The organism is Rhodoferax sp., from assembly GCF_030646845.1.
Lineage (GTDB): Bacteria > Pseudomonadota > Gammaproteobacteria > Burkholderiales > Burkholderiaceae_C > Rhodoferax.
In genome coordinates, this window is the sequence record NZ_JAUSLE010000017.1 from 20,673 (window position 1) to 37,737 (window position 17,065).

16 protein-coding genes and 1 tRNA gene are annotated in these 17,065 nt (G+C 61.1%); 14 read left to right on the forward strand and 3 right to left on the reverse strand.

The features are described from left to right. Positions 1–45: 45 nt before the first annotated feature. Positions 46–861, reverse strand: a complete 816-nt coding sequence (gene mutM / locus Q7T10_RS04665; RefSeq protein ID WP_304746456.1) for a bifunctional DNA-formamidopyrimidine glycosylase/DNA-(apurinic or apyrimidinic site) lyase — start codon at positions 859–861, stop codon at positions 46–48. A 20-nt stretch (positions 862–881) separates the two neighbouring features. Here mutM and Q7T10_RS04670 point away from each other — a divergent pair, with 20 nt between their 5' ends. The 8 genes from Q7T10_RS04670 (at position 882) to Q7T10_RS04705 (ending at position 7,128) form a co-directional block, all read left to right on the forward strand. Then, complete coding sequence (locus Q7T10_RS04670) at positions 882–2,636, forward strand: tetratricopeptide repeat protein (RefSeq protein WP_304746458.1); 1,755 nt, start codon at positions 882–884, stop codon at positions 2,634–2,636. 8 nt (positions 2,637–2,644) lie between these two features. Next, positions 2,645–3,133 (forward strand): lipoprotein insertase outer membrane protein LolB, encoded by a 489-nt coding sequence (locus Q7T10_RS04675; protein WP_304746460.1) that lies wholly within the window; start codon positions 2,645–2,647, stop codon positions 3,131–3,133. 22 nt (positions 3,134–3,155) lie between these two features. Then, on the forward strand, positions 3,156–4,019 hold the full coding sequence (gene ispE, locus Q7T10_RS04680; RefSeq protein WP_304746462.1) for a 4-(cytidine 5'-diphospho)-2-C-methyl-D-erythritol kinase: 864 nt from the start codon (positions 3,156–3,158) through the stop codon (positions 4,017–4,019). Positions 4,020–4,033: 14 nt separating this feature from the next. Next, positions 4,034–4,110, forward strand: a tRNA-Gln gene (locus Q7T10_RS04685). Between the two features lie 68 nt (positions 4,111–4,178). Next, entirely contained in the window at positions 4,179–5,156 is a 978-nt protein-coding gene (locus tag Q7T10_RS04690) for a ribose-phosphate pyrophosphokinase (protein WP_304746465.1), read from the forward strand. 101 nt (positions 5,157–5,257) lie between these two features. Then, positions 5,258–5,956 carry a 50S ribosomal protein L25/general stress protein Ctc gene (locus tag Q7T10_RS04695; protein WP_304746467.1) on the forward strand — a complete coding sequence of 233 codons (699 nt, stop codon included), beginning with the start codon at positions 5,258–5,260 and terminating at the stop codon, positions 5,954–5,956. Positions 5,957–6,039: 83 nt separating this feature from the next. Continuing rightward, on the forward strand, positions 6,040–6,654 hold the full coding sequence (gene pth, locus Q7T10_RS04700; RefSeq protein WP_304746469.1) for an aminoacyl-tRNA hydrolase: 615 nt from the start codon (positions 6,040–6,042) through the stop codon (positions 6,652–6,654). A 39-nt stretch (positions 6,655–6,693) separates the two neighbouring features. Continuing rightward, a complete protein-coding gene (locus Q7T10_RS04705) occupies positions 6,694–7,128 on the forward strand; it encodes a hypothetical protein (protein WP_304746471.1) in 435 nt (144 codons plus the stop codon). A gap of 15 nt (positions 7,129–7,143) precedes the next feature. Here the strand turns inward: Q7T10_RS04705 and Q7T10_RS04710 are convergent, their stop codons facing one another. Further along, positions 7,144–7,413 (reverse strand): YfhL family 4Fe-4S dicluster ferredoxin, encoded by a 270-nt coding sequence (locus Q7T10_RS04710; protein ID WP_304746473.1) that lies wholly within the window; start codon positions 7,411–7,413, stop codon positions 7,144–7,146. A gap of 167 nt (positions 7,414–7,580) precedes the next feature. On the opposite strand from Q7T10_RS04710, the gene Q7T10_RS04715 reads away from it, so the two are divergent. From Q7T10_RS04715 to Q7T10_RS04740, 6 genes are all read left to right on the forward strand, one after another. After that, positions 7,581–8,531 (forward strand): ABC transporter permease, encoded by a 951-nt coding sequence (locus Q7T10_RS04715; RefSeq protein ID WP_304746475.1) that lies wholly within the window; start codon positions 7,581–7,583, stop codon positions 8,529–8,531. Continuing rightward, positions 8,528–9,397 (forward strand): ABC transporter permease, encoded by an 870-nt coding sequence (locus Q7T10_RS04720; RefSeq protein ID WP_304746477.1) that lies wholly within the window; start codon positions 8,528–8,530, stop codon positions 9,395–9,397. The genes Q7T10_RS04715 and Q7T10_RS04720 overlap by 4 nt, the downstream gene beginning before the upstream one ends. Continuing rightward, a complete protein-coding gene (locus Q7T10_RS04725; protein ID WP_304746479.1) occupies positions 9,398–10,396 on the forward strand; it encodes an ABC transporter ATP-binding protein in 999 nt (332 codons plus the stop codon). Then, positions 10,393–11,379, forward strand: a complete 987-nt coding sequence (locus tag Q7T10_RS04730; RefSeq protein WP_304746481.1) for an ABC transporter ATP-binding protein — start codon at positions 10,393–10,395, stop codon at positions 11,377–11,379. Before Q7T10_RS04725 ends, Q7T10_RS04730 begins: the two co-directional genes overlap by 4 nt. Positions 11,380–11,457: 78 nt before the next feature. Then, a complete protein-coding gene (locus tag Q7T10_RS04735; RefSeq protein ID WP_304746483.1) occupies positions 11,458–12,951 on the forward strand; it encodes an ABC transporter substrate-binding protein in 1,494 nt (497 codons plus the stop codon). 20 nt (positions 12,952–12,971) lie between these two features. Continuing rightward, on the forward strand, positions 12,972–14,387 hold the full coding sequence (locus Q7T10_RS04740; protein ID WP_304746485.1) for an amidase: 1,416 nt from the start codon (positions 12,972–12,974) through the stop codon (positions 14,385–14,387). A gap of 25 nt (positions 14,388–14,412) precedes the next feature. On the opposite strand, the gene Q7T10_RS04745 is transcribed toward Q7T10_RS04740, so the two are convergent. Beyond that, positions 14,413–17,061: a cation-translocating P-type ATPase gene (locus Q7T10_RS04745; protein WP_304746487.1), complete on the reverse strand. Its 2,649-nt coding sequence runs from the start codon at positions 17,059–17,061 to the stop codon at positions 14,413–14,415. Positions 17,062–17,065: the final 4 nt, after the last annotated feature.

Below are 17,065 nucleotides of genomic sequence, written 5' to 3' on the forward strand. Positions count from 1 at the left end.
CCTCCGCGCAATCTTTCAATATAGCACCGCACCCTCCCGGCGCACTCACACTTTCTGGCAATTTGGGCAATAAAACGTCGACCGCTGACCTTGTCGCAAAGATTTGATGGGGGTCCCGCATACCCGGCAGGCCTGCCCTTCCCGGCCGTAAACCATGGCCTCAAGCTGAAAGTAACCTCGTTCGCCATCGGCGCTGCTGAAGTCCCTCAGGGTGCTGCCACCCTTGGCCACCGCGCGTGCCAGCACGTCCCGGATCGCAGCGTGAAGCCTGGCGCATCGCGGTCGGCTCAGACGCGCCGCGCTCAGTGTTGGCCGGATGCCAGCAAGGAACAACGCCTCCGAAACGTAAATATTGCCTACACCCACCACAACGTCGCCCGCCAGCAACACTTGCTTGATCGCCGCCTTGCGGCGCTTCAATCCGGCATGGAATTGGCTGAGATCAAAACTGTCCGATAAGGGCTCCATGCCGAGCTTCCCCAAAAGCTTGCGGGCCTCGGGAGCGTCTTCACTGTCCGCATAGACCACTGCGCCAAACCGGCGTGGATCGTTGAGTCTGAGCGTTCCATGGGTGGTCAGCATCTCGAAATGATCATGGCTGCCGGCAGGTGGCAAGTGCACTGCAAAACGCAAGCTCCCGGACATGCCCAAATGCACCAGCAGCAAGCCCTGATCAAGGTCAATCAGCAGATATTTGCCGCGCCGGCGCACTCCAAGAACCGTTCGCCCCGTCAGTTGGCTCACAGGACACCCCAGCGGCCATCGCAGGGCCTTTCCCAAATGCACGGACACCACTCTGGCGCTGGCGATCGCGTCGGCAAAACTCAGTCGCGTGACTTCGACTTCAGGTAATTCAGGCATGGGAAAGTAAATTGGCTGGCATGGATTATTATGGTGCGATGTCGCGTTTCAACCGTCTTTCCCTCCTTGCCCTCCTTGTTTTCGCGCTGAGCGCAAACGCACAAGCGCCGAATGGCCAAACGACGGCGCCAATCAGTTCGGCGCTGGACAGCGAACTCTTTTATCAGCTGTTGTTGGGCGAACTCAATGTCCGGGAAGGGGAGCCCGGCGCAGCTTACTCGCTGATTCTTGACGCAGCACGAAAAACGAATGATCCCAGGCTGTACCAACGCGCGGTCGACATTGCTCTGCAGGCGCGATCGGGCGACTCCGCACTGCTGGCCGCCCGCGCCTGGAAACAGGCACGGCCAGCGTCCAGAGAAGCCAATCGATACGTCTTGCAGATACTGATTGGCCTCAATCGCATCGGCGAGACCCTGGACCCCCTCAAACGCGAGATAGCGGCGGCAGACGCCAAAGACCGCGTTGCCGTCGTCTCGTCCCTTCCGCGCTACTTTGCACGGGCCACCGACAAAAAGCTTGCCGCCTCCATTGTGGAACAGGCTCTGACGGGTTATCTGACTGCACCAGGCGTCGGCGTTTCCGCCTGGACCGTCGTCGGGCGCATGCGTCTTGATGCTGGCGACATCAGCGGTGCCATGGATGCTGCCGCCAGGGCGCAGGCATTGGATGCCGAATCGGAAGGGCCCGCCGTACTGGCCTTGTCCATGATGAGCCCGAAGACGCCACAAGCCGAGGCCATTGTCAAAAAGTATCTCGAAGGAAAGCCATTGCCCGAGGTGCGAATGGAGTACGTGCGCGCTTTGCTGGATGCTCAGCGCTACGCCGAAGCAGCGGCCCAGTTACAGGTCATTACCTCCGAAAAGCCCGACTATGCGCAAGGCTGGCTGATCCGTGGCGCACTGGAATTGCAGGATGGCAAACCATCTGTCGCCGAACGCTCCCTCAAGCGCTATGTGGAACTGGCGTTGGCCAAGCGCACGGGCGCACCTCGCGCTGAAGCGGACCGTGGCCTGGTGCAGGCCTACCTCTCCCTGGCCCAGATTGCAGAGCAAAGAAAGGACTTCGTTCAAGCCGACTCCTGGCTCAAGCGCATTGACAGCCCTGCCGACTTGCTCAACGCCCAGCTTCGGCGAGCCGCGATCCTGGCCCGGCAAGGCAAGCTCGAAGAGGCGCGCAAACTCATTCGCAGTCAGCCTGAGAAGTCCCCAGCTGACGCTCGCCTGAAGCTCACCGCAGAAGTCCAGTTGCTGCGTGAAAGCAAACAATACAGGGCGGCGCACGAGCTTCTGACAGAGGAAATCACCCGCAATCCCAGCGATTTTGATCTTGTCTACGACATGGCCATGGTGGCCGAAAAACTGGGTAATCTGGAAGAAATGGAGCGCCTGCTGCGAAGTGTGATCGCTGGCAAACCCGAGTATCACCATGCCTATAACGCGCTGGGCTATTCACTGGCCGAACGCAACACACGCTTGCCGGAAGCCAGGCAGCTTGTTCAGAAGGCATTGGAATACGCGCCAGGCGACCCGTTCATTTCGGACAGTCTGGGCTGGGTTGAGTACCGGAGCGGCAATCTGGCGGAGGCCTTGCGCATTCTTCAGGCTGCATTCAAAGCCAAACCGGATGCAGAGATTGCCGCCCATCTGGGCGAAGTTTTGTGGACCTTGGGTCGGCGCGATCAGGCTGTGAGCATCTGGAAAGAGGGTGCGCAAATCAATCCTGAGAACGAGACCTTGCTCGAAACACTCAAACGCCTGCGTGTCAGGTTGTGATGCGCCCGATGAAAGTGCTCTGCGCGGCAGTTCTTGCCGCTTCTCTTTTTATAGCAGGTTGCGCAGTTCCGACAAGGGTCCCGACCGCAAATCAGTCTGAAATCTCGCTTTGGCGCGGGCGACTGGCCGTCCGGGTGGAATCTGATCAACCGCAATCCCTTGCCGCCGGATTTGAGCTCACCGGCAACGCCCTGGCCGGCGATCTGATTTTGTACACACCATTGGGAACCACGGCCGCCGCGCTGTCATGGTCTGCCCACACAGCGCTCATGCGCGCCAATGGCGATGTGCGCCATTTTGACTCGCTTGACGCCTTGATCAAACAGGCTCTGGGCACCGAGATACCGGTGGCGGCGCTCTTTGCATGGCTGGCCGGAGACCACATGGCCGCGGAGGGATGGACCGCCGACCTGTCACAGCACGCCAACGGCCGGATCACGGCCCGGCGGACGACGCCCGCCCCACTGGCGGAACTTCGTCTGGTCCTGGAACCATGAGACGCACCGACCTCTGCAATCCATGAAGTCGCTCTACGACATTTCAGCCCCGGCCAAGCTCAACCTGTTTCTGCACATCACGGGCAGAAGAAGCGATGGCTACCACCTGCTGCAATCGGTCTTCATGCTGATCGATTGGTGCGACACGCTGCATTTCGAACTTCGTGCCGACGGGGAAATCAGTCGCGAAGATCTCGGCACCCCCTTGCCGGTTGACGACCTGGTTGTGCGTGCGGCACGCGCACTGAAAGAGGTCAACAGTAGTCCACTCGGTGTTCACATCGGCATTGAAAAGCGCATTCCCGCGCAGGCCGGCATGGGCGGCGGCTCATCCGACGCCGCCTCCACTCTGCTCGCGCTGAATCGTCTTTGGAAACTCAACTACCCACTGGAGAAACTCGCCGAGATCGGGCTTCAACTGGGTGCGGATGTGCCATTCTTTCTGGGTGGGCGCAATGCCTGGGTCGAAGGTATCGGTGAAAAAATAGTCCCGGTCGCCTTGCCGGCAGGCCGTTTTTTGGTGGTAAAGCCTGCCGAGGGACTGGATACCGGATTGATTTTCTCGGACCCGGCGCTAAAAAGGGACAGCGAAACTGCTATAATTTCAGGCTTCGCTGTAGATGCTTTCGGTTTTGGCCGTAACGATTTGCAGAGTGTTGCCCAAAGACTTTGTCCCGGCGTGACCCAGGCTATTGAATGGCTTGCATCGCGTGGGCTCAATGGTCGGATGACAGGCTCTGGAAGCGCGGTATTTGCACAAGTGTTGCGTGACATTGACTTGACGGGCGCTCCAGGCGCGTTTCAGATCAGGTTGTGCAACAGTCTGGATGTTCATCCCCTGTTGGGTTGGGCAACCAGCGACAAGTTATCGGTTGACGGCGTTTAGCCGCCGACCCGTGTAGGGGAGTCGCCAAGCTGGTTAAGGCACTGGATTTTGATTCCAGCATGCGAAGGTTCGAATCCTTCCTCCCCTGCCAAATATTAAGTTGTACGTAACGGGCACCGAACGTACAGACGCAAACGCCACTCAATCGCTGGGATACTCATGCAGGCTCCTCAACCCCCTGACTTCATGGTTTTTACCGGCAATGCCAATCCTGGCATGGCGGCGGAAATTGCCAGCCACCTGGGTATCCGACTGGGTGCCGCAACGGTGGGACGCTTCTCTGATGGTGAAGTGACCGTCGAAATCAATCAAAACGTGCGGGCCCGGGACGTCTTCGTGGTGCAGTCCACTTGCGCCCCGACCAACGAAAACCTGATGGAATTGCTCATCATGGTCGACGCGCTCAAGCGCGCGTCAGCCGAGCGCATCAGTGCCGTGATCCCCTATTTTGGCTATGCACGGCAAGACCGTCGCCCCCGCTCAAGCCGTGTGCCCATTACCGCCAAGGTCGTGGCGAACATGCTGCAGGCCGTTGGCGTGGCTCGTGTGTTGACCATGGATTTGCACGCTGACCAGATCCAGGGGTTTTTTGATATCCCGGTTGACAACATTTATGCATCCCCCGTCTTGCTGGGCGATTTGCGCCAGAAGAACTATGAAGACCTGATTGTGGTGTCCCCCGATGTGGGTGGCGTGGTGCGCGCCCGTGCCCTGGCCAAACAGCTCAACTGCGACCTGGCCATCATCGACAAGCGTCGCCCCAAAGCCAATGTGAGCGAGGTGATGCACGTCATCGGTGAAATCGACGGACGCAACTGCGTCATCATGGATGACATGATCGACACCGCCGGCACCTTGGTCAAGGCCGCGGAAGTGTTGAAAGAACGCGGCGCGAAAAAGGTTTACGCCTATTGCACGCACCCCATCTTTTCGGGCCCCGCGATTGAACGGATCACCAATGGCGATGCGCTCGATGAAGTCGTGGTTACGAACACCATTCCCTTGAGCCAGGCGGCGTCCGCCTGCCGGAAAATTCGGCAACTGACCGTGGCGCCGCTGATTGCCGAGACGATTCAGCGCATCGCCAAGGGAGAGTCGGTCATGAGTTTGTTCTCGGATCAGGAAAATCTTTTCTGATTCGGGCAAAAGTGGGCTCGCGCACGAAGAAAAACGTGCTGTGAGCCTTTTTTAAATCGGAGTCACACTGGTCGCGGTGGACTCCTCCAGGAGTGAATATTATGAAATTCGTCGCTTTTGAGCGCGCAAAGCAGGGCACGGGTGCGAGCCGCCGTCTCCGCATCACCGGCCGCACGCCCGGTATCGTTTATGGTGGCGGTGTTGAGCCACTGCAAATCGAAATTGACCACAATGCACTGTGGCATGCCCTGAAGAAGGAAGCATTCCACGCTACCGTGCTGGACATGGAACTTGACGGCAAAGACAGCAAGGTATTGCTGCGTGACGTTCAAATGCACCCCTTCAAGCAGCTCATTCTGCACATCGACTTCCAACGCGTTGATGCAAACACCAAACTGCACATGAAGGTGCCATTGCACTACAGCGGTGATGAGAACTCGCCTGCCATCAAGACAGAAGGCTGCATCGCCAACCATGTGATCACTGAAATTGAAGTGCTGTGCCTGCCTTCCGATCTGCCCGAGTTCATTGCTGTTGACTTGAGTGGTCTGAAGAAAGGTGCCTCGCTGCACCTGGCCGACATCACTCTGCCCAAGGGTGTGACAGCGGTGTCCCGTGGTGGAAACAAGAACCCGGTTCTCGTGTCCGTGGTGGCCGTTGCTGGTGCAGAAGTGCCAGCCGCCGAAGCAGGCGCCGCAGCTGCTGCGCCCGCAGCCGCCGGCAAGGCAGCAGCTGGCAAGGCTGCACCTGCAGCCAAAGCTCCTGCTGCCGCAAAAGCGCCTGCAGCCAAGAAGAAGTAATCCAGAAATTGCCCGCTAACGGCATGCAGATGGCCCACCTCGGTGGGCCATTTTTTTTGTTCTCTTGCCCTGATAATTTGCGCATGATCAAATTGTTTGTCGGCCTTGGCAATCCTGGCCCCGAGTACGAGTCCACCCGTCATAACGCCGGCTTCTGGTGGCTGGACGAGGTTGCCCGTGAGTTGAAAACGCCGCTGGTGATGGACAAGACCTATCATGGCCTGGTGGGACGAACATCCGTGAACGGACAAACAGTGTGGCTGCTCAAACCCCAGACCTTCATGAATCTGTGCGGCAAGTCAGTCAGCGCCCTGGCTCGTTTTTTCAAGATACAGCCGCAGGAAATACTGGTCGCCCACGACGAGTTGGATATCGTTCCTGGCGAGGCCAAGCTGAAGCTTGGCGGTAGTCACGCCGGACACAACGGTTTGCGCGACATTCACGCCCAGCTTGGAACGGACGACTACTGGCGTTTGCGATTGGGAGTTGGCCATCCAGGCGTCAAATCCGAAGTCGTCAACTGGGTACTGAAGAAGCCCTCGCTGGACCACCGGGTGGCCATCGATCAAAGCATTGCCCGTGCGCTCAAGGCCCTGCCGCACTTGCTGGCGGGAGAAATGGAAAAGGCCACCATGCTGGTGCATACCAGCAAGCCGCCAAGGCCGAAACCGCCCAGACCAGAAATTCCATCCCCGTAAATCCGGGCTCAACAAACAACATCGACCAGGAAGCACACCATGCAGATTCGCACACCAATTGCTACTGTTTTAATAGCTATCATCGCTTTATCGACGGGGGCTATGGCTCAAAATGTCTACAAGTGTGGAGACGCATACAGCCAGACACCTTGCCCCGGTGGTGCAATCGTCGACGCCGCAGACCAGCGAACCCCTGGGCAAAAAACGCAAGCCGATCTGGCGACCCGTCGTGATGCCCGAGCCGCCGATGCCCTGGAGAAGGCTCGGCTGCAACAGGAAAAAACAGCTATTGCCGCCAACACGCCGACGGTGAAGCCAGAAGTCGCCAGCACGGCAACGGACACCAGCACGGCGTACGCCAAGAAGAAAAAAAAGAAAACACCAGAACACTTCACCGCACAGATTCCAGGCGAGAAGAAGCAAAAACAGAGTGCGAAAAAACGCCCGGGGAAAAAGGATGAACTCAAATCCTGACGAGGCCCTGCCTATTCAAGGACTGACGGCTTTCTTCATTTCGTGCTGCAGCCGCCGGTATTTTTGCCACAGCGTTTCCCGGTCTTCCACGAACTGCGGGTTGACGGGTATGCAAGCCACCGGGCACACCTGAACGCACTGGGGCTCGTCAAAATGGCCCACGCATTCAGTGCATTTTTGCGGGTCAATCTCGTAAATTTCGAGACCCAGGAAAATGGCCTCGTTGGGGCACTCAGGCTCACACACATCGCAGTTGATGCACTCGTCAGTGATGATCAAAGCCATGGATTACCATCCGCTACAGTGTCAAAAGTATTCAGGCAAAACAACATGAATCGAATTATCGGCGTTCCCGCGCATCGCGGGCCGAACACCCTACTGGCGTCATGCCAACACGACCGAAACTTCGTATCGCCATGAGCGGGCACCACGCAACGGTCTGACCAGTTTTCATGGGTTTATTTCTCTTCAAACGACTCTTGACCTTGCTGGCCACGCTGGTGGCGGCCTCGATCGTGGTGTTTCTGGTGCTGGAAATCCTGCCCGGCAATGCGGCTCAGGTTTTGATGGGGCCCGACGCGGCGCCTGAGGCTGTCCAGGCACTGTCCACCAAGCTGGGACTGGACCACCCGCCCCTGGCGCGCTACGGGCTGTGGATCAGCGGACTGCTGGTCGGTGATCTGGGGGAGAGTTACACCTACAGTACGCCCGTGCTTGAACTGGTGCTCGAGCGTTTGGCCGTCACCGTTCCGCTGGCCGTGATCGCCATGCTGCTGACTACCGTGCTGGCACTGGCTGTGGGTATTTATGCCGCCTCGCGGCATAACCGTCTGGGTGATGTCGGATTGATGGGCCTCACCCAAATTGGCATCGCAGTACCGAATTTCTGGTTTGCCATTCTGCTCATTCTGCTGTTCTCGGTTCACCTCCAATGGTTTTCGGCGGGCGGCTTTCCGGGATGGAGCGACGGTGTGGCCGAAGCCCTCAAATCATTGCTGTTGCCTGCGGTCTCGCTGGCCGTGGTTCAGGCCGCCATTCTGGCGCGCATCACCCGTTCGGCGGTGCTCGAAGTACTGCGTGAAGACTTCGTGCGTACCGCAAGGGCCAAGGGCTTGTCGCAGCGTGCCATCCTGTGGGGCCATGTGCTGCGCAACGCCATGATTCCGGTGGTCACGGTCATGGGGCTGCAATTCGCCAATCTGCTCGCGGGCACGATTGTGGTGGAAAACGTTTTCTATCTGCCGGGCCTGGGTCGACTGGTATTCCAGTCCATCTCCAACCGGGACCTCATCGTGGTGCGCAATTGCGTCATGTTGCTGGCCGCCATGGTGATTGTGGTGAACTTCGTCGTGGACGTCTTGTATGCCGTGATCGATCCGCGCGTGAAGGCAAGCGACGTATGAGCCAGGTCCAGGCGGCCACCGCACACCGGCCAGCCACCTTTATGTCCCGCGCGCTGGCCCATCGTAGTTTTGCCATCGGCGCGGTGCTGAGCCTGCTGCTGCTCCTGGCAGCGGCTCTCTCACTGGTCTGGACGCCATGGTCGCCGTATGAAATCGACATGGCCGCGAAACTGCAGTCCCCCAACGCCCAGCACTGGCTCGGTACGGATCCTTTTGGCCGTGACGTCACGTCCTTGCTGCTGGTTGGTGCGCGCAATTCCATCCTGGTCGGGGTGATTGCCGTCAGCATTGGATTGCTGGCTGGCACCGCGCTGGGCCTGCTGGCGGCCGCCCGGCGCGGCTGGCTGGAAGAGCTGATCATGCGACTGTCGGACTTCACGTTCGCATTTCCCGCCATCCTGTCAGCGATCATGCTGACTGCCGTGTTCGGCGCCGGCATTGTGAACTCCATCATTGCAATCGGCATCTTCAATATCCCGACCTTTGCCCGCATCACCCGGGCCAGCGCCAACGCGGTCTGGTCGCGTGAGTTCGTGCTGGCCGCGCGCGCCTGCGGCAAGGGACCGTGGCGGATCACATTCGATCATGTCCTGCCCAATATTTCGTCCGTCCTGATCGTGCAGGCCACCATCCAGTTTGCGCTGGCCATCCTGGCGGAGGCAGCCTTGTCCTATCTGGGTCTGGGCACCCAGCCGCCGCAGCCCTCCTGGGGTCGCATGCTGGCCGAGGCACAGACCTTGATGTTTCAGGCACCGCTGCTGGCCGTGTTTCCTGGCGTCGCCATCGCGATGGCCGTGCTGGGCCTTAACTTGCTCGGCGACGGACTGCGCGATCTGATGGACCCGCGCCTGGCCCGAAAGCGATAAATGGCACTGCTTGAAGTTCAAAATTTGGGTGTCCGACTGCAAACCCAGCGAGGCCCGGCGGATGCAGTTCGCGGCGTGAATTTTCGTCTGGAGCGTGGTGAGACGCTCGGCCTGATCGGGGAATCCGGCTGTGGCAAATCGATCACGGCGATGTCGCTCATGGGTTTGCTGCCGGAAAGCGCCGTCGTGTCCGGCAGCATCCGCTTTGACCAGCAGGAACTCGTCGGCATGAACGAGGCAACACTGCGGCACCTCCGGGGCAACCGCATCGGCATGATTTTTCAGGAGCCGATGACAGCGCTGAATCCGGTCCACACCATCGGGCACCAGGTCGCAGAACCACTGCGACTGCACCGCGGGGCCTCCGTCAAAGCCGCGCGACAGCAAGCCATTGCCTTGCTGGACCGTGTCGGCATTCCGCAAGCCGCTCGCCGTATCGATGCCTATCCCCATCAATTCTCGGGCGGCCAGCGCCAGCGCATCACCATTGCCATGGCGCTGGCCTGTGGGCCCGACCTGCTGATCGCCGATGAGCCCACCACCGCGCTCGATGTGACCATTCAGGGGCAAATTCTGGACCTCATCAGCGACCTGGTGCAGGAGCGCGACATGGCTCTCCTGCTGATTTCCCACGACCTGGGCGTCATTGCCCAGAATGTCTCCCGCATGATGGTGATGTATGGCGGCACAGTGGTGGAGAGTGGCCCGACCGCCACGGTTTTCGCCCACATGGCACACCCCTACACACGTGGCCTGTTTGGTGCACGACCTCGTCTGGGCGCGGCTCGTGGCGCCCGCCTGACCACCATCGCCGGTACCGTGCCGGAGCTGATCGACTTGCCCGCCGGCTGCCCTTTTCTTGACCGCTGCCCTTTGGCCATTGCCGAGTGCGCCACCATCCGGCCCCTGCCGAGCGACCTGGGCCAGTCACACCAGGCGAGCTGCCTGCGACTTGACCTTACTTCCACCCGGCAGGCAAGCGTCGGGGAGTCGCCATGACCGAACCGCTGCTGCAGCTTGACCAGGTCACCCGCGCCTATGCCTTGCCGCGGGAACGTCTGTGGGGCCCGCGTCCGGTCGTGCACGCCCTGCAGGGTGTGAGCCTGCGCATGACCAGCGGCAAAAGCCTGGGCGTGGTCGGTGAATCCGGCTCGGGCAAGTCCACCCTGGCACGCTTGGTCATGGCGCTGGAGCCGCCGACGACCGGCTCAGTTCGTCTTCTCGGGCAAGCGCTGAATGAGCTCAGTCCCGTTGCCCTGCGGGCTGCGCGGCGCAACTTCCAGATGGTGTTCCAGGATCCCTATGCTTCGCTCGACCCACGCCAGACCGTGGAACGCATTGTCACGGAACCTCTGGCCGCCCTCGACGACACCCCTGCCGCAGACATGCGCACCATGGCCAGGGAGGTGATTGAGTCGGTAGGGCTGCGTAGCAACGATTTGGGCAAGTACCCGCATGAGTTTTCCGGTGGCCAACGCCAGCGTGTGGCGATCGCCCGTGCCCTGATCACGCGCCCCCGGCTGATCGTGGCGGACGAGCCGGTCAGCGCGCTGGATGTCTCGGTGCAGGCCCAGGTACTCAACCTCATGCAGGATCTGTCGCAACAGTTTGGCGTGACCTATCTGCTCATCAGTCACGATCTGGCGGTGGTCGATCACCTGTGCGAGGAAATCGCCGTCATCTACCAGGGGCGAATTGTGGAGCAGGGGTCGCCGATGACGCTATTCCGTGAAGCCGCCCATCCCTACACCCGTGCACTGCTCGATGCCGTGCCTCGTTTGATCCCCAATGCGACACCGGGGCAGAGGAAACGCACCATCGTTGTCGCGCCGCGCCAGCATCCAGCCACGGCATGCCCCTATGCGCCACGATGCCCCCAGGCACAGGCACTGTGCGACGCACAGCGACCCGAACTCAGGGTCGCGGGCGAGGGTCATCTGGTGGCCTGCCATTTTGGTCCCGACGATGCCTCGCCCTGCTGAGTCCGGCAATGGTATTGTTCGTCCTGCAGTAACGCAAAGTCTTGGTTCAGAACTCATTTGTTGACAGGGAAAATCATCATGATCAATCGTCGTCACATACTCACCTCGGCGGCCACCAGCGCCGCGCTGGCATCGCTGCCAATGGCTGCCCTGGCGCAGGGCAGAAAGGATGGCGTGGTTCTGGCCATGACACTGGAGCCACCAGGACTCGACCCAACCGCGGGCGCGGCGTCTGCCATTGCCGAGATCGTGCACTACAACGTCTTTGAGACGCTGACAAAAATCAACCCTGATGGCACCGTGTCGCCCCTGTTGGCCGAGAGCTGGGAAGTGTCGCCCGATCTAAAAACCTACACCTTCAAACTCCGCAAAGGTGTGAAGTTCCAGAACGGGGAACCCTTCAACGCCAAGTCGGTGAAGTTCTCCTTTGAGCGCGCCGGCGCTGACAAAAGCACCAACAAGGACAAACGCACGTTCTCCGGCATGGAGAGCGTGGCCGCCATTGATGACTACACCGTCGTCATTCTCAACAAATCGCTGGACCCCGACTTCCTGTTTTTGATGGGCCAGGCCACCGCCATCATCGTGGAGCCGAAGAGCGCAGACACCAACGCAACCAAGCCCGTAGGCACGGGCCCCTATCAACTCGCCAGCTGGAACAAGGGCTCGTCAGTCACGTTGGCCAAGTGGGATCGCTACCGGAGCGCCGCCAGCGTCAGGATGAAGAAGGTCACATTCCGCTTCATCAGCGATCCAGCGGCCCAGGTAGCCGCCCTGCTGGCAGGCGATGTGGATGCCTTCCCTCGCGTCACACCGCGCAGCGTGGCGCAATTCAAAGCCAACCCCAAGTTCCAGGTGGTGGTGAGCGGCTCACGCGCCAAGACTATTCTGGCCATCAACAACAAGAAGAAACCGCTGGACGATGTGCGCGTGCGCCGCGCCATTGCCGCGGCGATTGACCGAAAAGCCGTCATTGAAGGCGGTGCCGACGGTTACGGCGTGCCCATTGGCAGCCACTATGCGCCAGGCGCTTTGGGCTATGTCGACACCACCGGCATCAATCCATTCAACATTGAAAAGGCCAAAGCCCTGCTCGCCGAAGCAGGCGTCAAGACTCCGCTGGAACTGAGCCTGAAACTGCCACCCCCACCCTATGCGCGGCAGGGCGGTGAAGTGATTGCGGCCCAACTGGCCAAGATCGGCATCGTGGCCAAAATCGAGAATGTGGAGTGGGCCCAGTGGCTCAGTGGCACCTATGCCAACAAGAACTACGACCTCACCATCATCTCGCACGTGGAACCGTTTGACCTCGGTAACTTCGCCAAGCCCGGCTACTACTGGGGCTACGAATCACCCCAGTTCACTGCCCTGTTCGAGAAGATCCAGAACGCGCCGCGTGCTGCCGATCGCGCCAAGCTGCTCGGTGACGCCCAGCGCATGCTGGCGAATGACGCCGTCCACGGCTTCTTGTACCAGCCGCAATGGATCACCGTGGCCAACAAGAACCTCAAGGGCCTCTGGAAGGACATGCCGGTGTTTGTGAACGACGTGTCGGCACTGTCGTGGTCCTGATTTCCCGGACCTGACGCAGCATGTCCACACCCGGCGTTGCACTGCACGATCTCGGCGCACATGAGCTGATTGCCGCCTACCAGCGGCGCGACCTCTCGCCGGTGGAGGTGACCCAATCGGTGCTGGCGCACATGGAACGGTGGGAGCCGCATATCCATGCCACCTATCTGCTACGGCCTGAGCTTGCGCTTGAGCAAGCACGGGCTTGCGAGGCCCGCTGGCAGCGCAACGATCCTTGTGGGGCGCTGGACGGGGTGCCTGTCACCATCAAGGAAAACCTGGCCACCCGGGGCGACCCCATGCCGCTCGGCACCCGGGCGACCGACCTGACGCCGGCCAGCGCTGACGCGCCGCCCGCCGCCCGCCTGTTCGAGGCCGGCGCCGTGATGGTCTGCAAGACCACCATGCCCGACTACGGCATGCTCTCAAGTGGTTTGTCCAGCTTTCACCCGCTGGCGCGCAATCCGTGGGATCTCAGCAAGACACCGGGAGGCTCCAGCGCTGGGGGCGGCGCTGCCGCGGCAGCGGGTTATGGCCCGCTGCACATGGGTACCGACATTGGCGGCTCGCTGCGTCTGCCGGCGGGATGGTGTGGCATCTTCAGCCTGAAACCCAGCCTGGGTCGCATTCCGATCGATCCGCCTTACACCGGCCGTGCGGCAGGCCCCATGACGCGGACCGTCGCCGACTCGGCGCTGATGATGCAGGCACTGACACTGCCGGATGCACGCGACAGCATGAGTCTGCCGTACCAGCCAATCGCCTGGGATCAATTTGATCGGGGCGTGGGCATCCTGCGCGGGCTCAAGGTCGGGCTGCTGATGGAGGCTGGCTGCGGACTGCCCGTGGAGCCTGAAGTTCGCGCCGCCATTGAACGCGCTGCCCGCATTTTTGAGCGCGCTGGCGCCATCGTCGAGCCCATGTCACCGTTCATGACGCAGGCCATGCTCGATGGCATGGACCACGCCTGGCGCATGCGCTCCCATATGGACTTGTCTGCGCTCCCTGCTGACAAAAAGGCCAGCGTGCTGCCCTATATCCAGCAATGGGCTGACAGTGCGGCGGGCATGTCCGGGCCACAGGTGTTCGCCGCCTTCAGCCAGTTTCATGCCACGCGCGTGGCCACGGTGCGTGCGTGCCAACCTTATGATTACGTCATCTCGCCCACGTCCCCGATGCCGGCATTTGCGGCCGAGCTGCCCTCCCCCACCAACGACCCGCTTCGCCCGCTGGAACACATCGGCTTCACGGTGCCCTACAACATGTCAGAGCAGCCGGCGGCCTCCATCAACTGCGGCTATACGCGCAGTGGCTTGCCCATAGGACTGCAGATTGCCGGCCAGCGGTTCGATGATCTGGGCGTGTTGCAGGTGTCCCGTGCCTTTGAGTTGCTGCGCGATCCGCAGCAGCCCTGGCCGCAACCGCCAGCGGCCTGAACCCAAAGCCCTCCCAACGAGTCGATCAGGCCAAGGACTGGCGCTTGCGCCGCAGCCAGAGCTTCTCGATCTCGACCGCGATGAACACCACGGCGGCCGCCCCAAGACATATCGACAATTCCGCCAGACTGAGAGGCTCGGTCTTGAAAATCGGATTCAAAACCGGCACATAGATCGTGCCCAGTTGCAGCACAAAGGTCAGCAGCACGGCGCCCAGCAGCGGCCGGTTTGAGCCCAGACCCAAACGCCACAGTGACTCGGTTTCCGAGCGAATCGCCAGCACATGCGCCATCTGCCCCAGCGTCAGCACGGTGAAAACCATGGTCTGCCAGTGCGCATGGCCGGTGGACAAGGCCCAGGCCTGCACCAGCAGGCACAGCCCGCCGATCAGCAAACCCACCCACAGAATGTGCTGCCACATGCCGTTCGCAAACAGGCTTTCCTGCGGCGGGCGCGGTGGCCGCTGCATGATGCCGCGCTCGGCCGGCTCCGCCGCCAGCGCCAGGCCCGGCAAGCCATCGGTCACCAGGTTGACCCACAGGATATGGATCGGCAGCAGCGGAATCGGCAGACCCATCAGCGGAGCCAGAAAGATGGTCCAGATCTCACCGGAATTTCCCGTCATCGCGTAACGGACGAATTTGCGGATGTTGTCGTAAATGCGCCGGCCTTCCCGCACTGCGGCAACGATGGTGGCGAAGTTGTCGTCCAGCAAGACCAGGCTTGCCGCCTCGCGCGCCACGTCGGTGCCGCCACGGCCCATCGCCACGCCAATATCGGCGCGCTTGAGTGCCGGCGCATCGTTCACGCCGTCCCCGGTCATCGCGACAAATTCACCGCGCGCCTGCAGAGCCTCAACGATGCGAATCTTTTGTGCCGGATCAACACGCGCATAGACCCGCACGGTGGCGACGCGTTCGTACAAAACCGACTCGTCCATCGCTGCCAACTCAGCGCCTGTCAGCACCTGGGTGTAGCCATCCGTCGCGATGCCCAGACGCCGCGCAATAGCCAGTGCCGTCGCCGGATGGTCGCCCGTGATCATGACCGGCCTGATGCCCGCTGTGACACAGTCACGTACGGCCGCAGCGGCCTCCAGTCGCGGCGGATCGATCAGACCGACGAGGCCGATCAGGCTCATGCCGGACTCCACCGACCCGACCTCGCCGGGAACGGGGAGTGTTGCATGTGGTCGGCTGGCTATCGCCAGCACGCGCAGGCCCTGCGCCGCCAGGGCATCGGCGGCGGCCAGCACGGCCTCGTGCTGTATCGGGACCAGACCATCGACGCGCCATTGCGAACTGCATAAAGGAATCACCGATTCAGGTGCGCCCTTGGTGTAAGCGATGAAGCCGTCGTCGACCCGATGCAAGGTGGTCATGCGCTTGCGTTCGGAGTCGAACGGGAGTTCCTGTACGCGTTCGAAGTGCCGATCAAGGTCCGCCTTGTCAAGCCCATGCTCCAAGGCCACTTGCGTGAGCGCCGTCTCCGTCGGGTCGCCCTGCCACACCCCTTCGCGGTTGCGGTTGGCGTCATTGCACAACACCGCCGCACGCAACAGCTCCAGATGCAACGCCCCGGGAGCCTCGCTGCCCGGTGCCCACTCCTGCCCATCTGCCAGCAGCAGCTCGGCATGCATGCGGTTCTGCGTCAGGGTGCCGGTCTTGTCGGAGCAGATGAACGTGACCGAGCCCAGTGTCTCGACCGACGGCAGACGACGGATCAGCGCGTTGAGCGACACCATGCGACGCGCACCCAGCGCTAGCAGCACTGTCACCACGGCAGGCAAGGCCTCGGGGATCGCGGCCACCGCCAGACTGACCGCAGTCAGGATCATCAGCACCGAATCTTCACCGCGCAGCACACCGACCAGAAAAATGACGATGCAGATGGCGATGACCGCCAGCGCCAGCCGCTTGCCAAAACTGGCCAGGCGCAGCTGCAGTGGCGTGCTGCGATCAATGTCCCGATCCAGAAGTCCGGCCACCTTGCCCAGTTCGGTCGCCATGCCGGTAGCGACCACCAGACCGCGGCCGCGCCCGTGTGTCGCTGTCGTACCCTTGAAGGCCATGTTCAGGCGGTCACCCAGCGCGTGGACCATGCCGGTCAGCGTCGCAGCATGTTTTTCGACCGTCACGGACTCACCGGTCAGGGCCGATTCGTCCACCTTGAGCTGCGCAATCTCGATCAGCCGCAGGTCTGCCGGTATCTGGTTGCCGGCTTCCAGCAACACAATGTCCCCCGGCACCAGTTGGGCCGCCGCAATGACCTGCGCCTGCCCGTCGCGCAGCACCGTGGCGTGTGTAGCGGCCAATTGCTGAAGCGCCGCCATGGCCCGGTCCGCCCGCCATGCCTGGACAAAACCAATCACTGCATTGAGCAGCACGATCACCAGGATGGCCAGCGTGTCCACCAGATCCCCGATCACGCCCGACACGACGGCGGCGGCGATCAGCACCACAATCATGAAATCCTTGAACTGGTCAAGCAACAGCCCCATCGGTCCGCGGCCCGGTCGCCCCTGGATTTCATTGGGACCATGGTGCTCGGCACGTCGGCTGGCCTCTTCCTCCCGCAGGCCATGCGCCGGATCTACGCCGTGCTGACGCGCCAGTTCGTGCGCATCCTGCAGATGCCAATGACCGGTCGGACGCTCGGGGAACTCCTGCGCCATGTCA

Excerpts from the sequence above, each read along its gene's own strand:
- mutM (WP_304746456.1), bottom strand. The coding sequence starts at position 861 with ATGCCTGAATTACCTGAAGTCGAAGTCACGCGACTGAGTTTTGCCGAC.
- Q7T10_RS04670 (WP_304746458.1), top strand. The coding sequence starts at position 882 with ATGGATTATTATGGTGCGATGTCGCGTTTCAACCGTCTTTCCCTCCTT.
- Q7T10_RS04675 (WP_304746460.1), top strand. The coding sequence starts at position 2,645 with ATGAAAGTGCTCTGCGCGGCAGTTCTTGCCGCTTCTCTTTTTATAGCA.
- ispE (WP_304746462.1), top strand. The coding sequence starts at position 3,156 with ATGAAGTCGCTCTACGACATTTCAGCCCCGGCCAAGCTCAACCTGTTT.
- Q7T10_RS04690 (WP_304746465.1), top strand. The coding sequence starts at position 4,179 with ATGCAGGCTCCTCAACCCCCTGACTTCATGGTTTTTACCGGCAATGCC.
- Q7T10_RS04695 (WP_304746467.1), top strand. The coding sequence starts at position 5,258 with ATGAAATTCGTCGCTTTTGAGCGCGCAAAGCAGGGCACGGGTGCGAGC.
- pth (WP_304746469.1), top strand. The coding sequence starts at position 6,040 with ATGATCAAATTGTTTGTCGGCCTTGGCAATCCTGGCCCCGAGTACGAG.
- Q7T10_RS04705 (WP_304746471.1), top strand. The coding sequence starts at position 6,694 with ATGCAGATTCGCACACCAATTGCTACTGTTTTAATAGCTATCATCGCT.
- Q7T10_RS04710 (WP_304746473.1), bottom strand. The coding sequence starts at position 7,413 with ATGGCTTTGATCATCACTGACGAGTGCATCAACTGCGATGTGTGTGAG.
- Q7T10_RS04715 (WP_304746475.1), top strand. The coding sequence starts at position 7,581 with ATGGGTTTATTTCTCTTCAAACGACTCTTGACCTTGCTGGCCACGCTG.
- Q7T10_RS04720 (WP_304746477.1), top strand. The coding sequence starts at position 8,528 with ATGAGCCAGGTCCAGGCGGCCACCGCACACCGGCCAGCCACCTTTATG.
- Q7T10_RS04725 (WP_304746479.1), top strand. The coding sequence starts at position 9,398 with ATGGCACTGCTTGAAGTTCAAAATTTGGGTGTCCGACTGCAAACCCAG.
- Q7T10_RS04730 (WP_304746481.1), top strand. The coding sequence starts at position 10,393 with ATGACCGAACCGCTGCTGCAGCTTGACCAGGTCACCCGCGCCTATGCC.
- Q7T10_RS04735 (WP_304746483.1), top strand. The coding sequence starts at position 11,458 with ATGATCAATCGTCGTCACATACTCACCTCGGCGGCCACCAGCGCCGCG.
- Q7T10_RS04740 (WP_304746485.1), top strand. The coding sequence starts at position 12,972 with ATGTCCACACCCGGCGTTGCACTGCACGATCTCGGCGCACATGAGCTG.
- Q7T10_RS04745 (WP_304746487.1), bottom strand. The coding sequence starts at position 17,061 with ATGGCGCAGGAGTTCCCCGAGCGTCCGACCGGTCATTGGCATCTGCAG.